The 2,343-nt window shown below is 43.1% G+C and carries 4 protein-coding genes; 2 read left to right on the forward strand and 2 right to left on the reverse strand.

Annotated elements, in window-relative coordinates; all coding sequences use genetic code 11:
* The first annotated feature begins 242 nt into the window (after positions 1 to 242).
* Complete coding sequence (locus tag ACOJS8_RS00430) at positions 243 to 491, forward strand: hypothetical protein (protein WP_420146558.1); 249 nt, start codon at positions 243 to 245, stop codon at positions 489 to 491.
* Here the strand turns inward: ACOJS8_RS00430 and ACOJS8_RS00435 are convergent.
* A complete protein-coding gene (locus ACOJS8_RS00435; protein ID WP_420146559.1) occupies positions 477 to 665 on the reverse strand; it encodes a hypothetical protein in 189 nt (62 codons plus the stop codon). The genes ACOJS8_RS00430 and ACOJS8_RS00435 overlap by 15 nt on opposite strands.
* Before the next feature lie 547 nt (positions 666 to 1,212).
* On the opposite strand from ACOJS8_RS00435, the gene ACOJS8_RS00440 reads away from it, so the two are divergent.
* Positions 1,213 to 1,446: a hypothetical protein gene (locus tag ACOJS8_RS00440; protein WP_420146560.1), complete on the forward strand. Its 234-nt coding sequence runs from the start codon at positions 1,213 to 1,215 to the stop codon at positions 1,444 to 1,446.
* 612 nt (positions 1,447 to 2,058) lie between these two features.
* Here ACOJS8_RS00440 and ACOJS8_RS00445 read toward each other — a convergent pair.
* Positions 2,059 to 2,343: DUF4468 domain-containing protein (locus ACOJS8_RS00445; protein WP_420146561.1), on the reverse strand; the 285-nt coding region annotated here is incomplete at its 5' end.

Below are 2,343 nucleotides of genomic sequence, written 5' to 3' on the forward strand. Positions count from 1 at the left end.
GTCCAAAACAAGGGTGAGCACCGGACCTCCAATAGGATGATATTGCGTAAGAAAATCGTAAAAATGGCTAAAGGTTGATCGAAAGAGCGAGGGCGATACTAGCAACGCAATGACTGGCAGGAACGTATAGTATTTTCTCATTAGTCTGTAGTATGAAGGGGGACAAAGGTAACTGATTGTTTTTACCCAAGTAGAACCACTCAGTAAATTAGAAACAAACGAGATTTTGAGGTAAACAGTAAATGAAGACAGTAAAACGCTATATCTATTTAGGCGATCGCATGACTGACCCGACTCTGAAAGGGCAGTTATGCTCAGCCGTTTTGCGCGACGATGGTAAATGTATCAGAGGGCGTAACGGGAATATGCTCGTTACGTTTGACGATGGACGTACGGCCGTTGTGATTAGTAGGTTGCTGAGGAAATTAATAACTGCAACCAAAATAGCCTTTGTACAAACTGGTTCGGATAGAAATTTAGGCGCGGGTTAGCTCACTATTTTCGTCCGCTGCCTGGCGTCCGATCAGCATCCGAATGAGCAGATAGCGAACACTCCAGACCAGCGTACCAAAGCCTAAGACTATGAGCCAGATCATAAGAGACAGCAAAAGAAGTGGCAACAGCAAAGGTGCTTTGATGAATAGTAACGTAATTGGCGAAGTCATGGGGTGTGGTATTTACTTAGTGACGGATGAAGATAGTTACCTTGCTGCAATCGTAAAAAGAATGGCAATAAAAATATACTAAGTGGCAATAAAAAAGTAACTAATCATCAAATGAGTTCACAGTAGTTACTACACGTAGGTAAAGATAAATAGGGAGTTGACGGTGAAGAGGGGGGCAATGAGCGTTATTGACTGGTAGCATAAAAAGCCTCTATCCATCAGACAGAGGCTTTAAGTAAATTTTGTAATATAATATAGCTACTTAATTAAGTAGCTATACAAAGAACGTTAATGCGCTTTTTAAGTATAATAAAATCCGGTTAAAAGGAAAATTGATCCGTAGGCTGTCCACGTAAGCAAAACGCTGGGTAATTCCTATCTTCGCGTTGAATCAATCCTTTCACAGTCGAGGAAATCAAGCAACTGGCCTACATTGTCGGCACGTCGGCAGCTTTACCGGACGAGCAGATGAAACCCATCCGGGATAAAGTCCGTAAGCTACAATCCAGCGCGCTGGTTAATCATCTAAAAGGAACGCCACATCAACATGGAGATTACCCACAAGTTACTGCTTCAACTCGGCTTCACTGAGCTATTCAACCGGCCTCTATGCTATGCTTATAAAGACGTAATAGGCATCCTTGATCTGATCAATGGAACCTTCTATTTTAGCGGATGTAGTCTGGTAGTCAGTAAGAAATCGGATTTGAAATACATGCTGATGCTCATTGACTATCAGTATCAGAGCACTATTACGGGCTACCCAGTTAGTTTAAATTAAGAAGTCTGGGCCAGTCGGTCTTTTTAGTGCTTTTTAATGATGGATGCGGAGAGGTGTTCCGTAATTTAGCCAACCAATCCCCCCTTCCTATGAAATATTTTACCCGCTTCCAGATTATCGTCAAAGAGTATATCTCTTTTTTTGACGTACAGGGGGTAATCGAATAAAGTTCAAACGGAGATACTCCCCAAACTTGCGCTATTTGCCAAGTTTGGGCAAATTGAGTAAGTTGGAGTCCTAATCAGGTAGTGCCTCAGTTTCTTGTCGTTTGCCTGTACCAATAGAAAAGAAACAGGCTCATCCATATAGAGAAACACAACGCTTTACTCCCATCCCGTTCCAACAGGTTACCGACTACAGCCACGAAGCACATTGCGGCCTGGAATAACCAGAACCATTTTTTCAGTGGGTTGGGTAAGACGAAATAAAGTAAGATGTCTACCGTAACCAGCAAAACCTGAACCAGTCCTACAATTATCGGCATTCTTCTATGGTTAATGCTTGATTGATTAAGCTAACGCATCTGCTTTACTGAAGACTTCAACCTGAGATACTACCCATCTTCTCGTTCAGTGTAATCATGCGCGGGTCGTGACCAGATTGGCGCATGAATTAATCTATATTGATCCGTTGCCCTGGTCCCACTACAACAATGTTTGCTATTTCGCAGGGATAACGTTTGCCTTTCACCCGATTCTCGAATGGCGTTTCGTACTTCATGTCAGCGGCCATTGATCCCGGCAATCCATTTATATTAACGGGAAGCATACCCTTTCCCGCCATCAAACCCTCGGCCTTGTCATCAATCTGAATAAAAGCATTGGCTTTCACGAAACTCTTAAACAGGAATTGCTTGGCTCGGCAGTAGAGTTGGTCGGCTGTCGCGCCGGGAACCTG

Origin of the sequence: Spirosoma sp., from assembly GCF_048594605.1 — a bacterium.
In the GTDB taxonomy this organism is placed as follows: domain Bacteria; phylum Bacteroidota; class Bacteroidia; order Cytophagales; family Spirosomataceae; genus Spirosoma.

Excerpts from the sequence above, each read along its gene's own strand:
- ACOJS8_RS00440 (WP_420146560.1), top strand. The coding sequence starts at position 1,213 with ATGGAGATTACCCACAAGTTACTGCTTCAACTCGGCTTCACTGAGCTA.
- ACOJS8_RS00430 (WP_420146558.1), top strand. The coding sequence starts at position 243 with ATGAAGACAGTAAAACGCTATATCTATTTAGGCGATCGCATGACTGAC.
- ACOJS8_RS00435 (WP_420146559.1), bottom strand. The coding sequence starts at position 665 with ATGACTTCGCCAATTACGTTACTATTCATCAAAGCACCTTTGCTGTTG.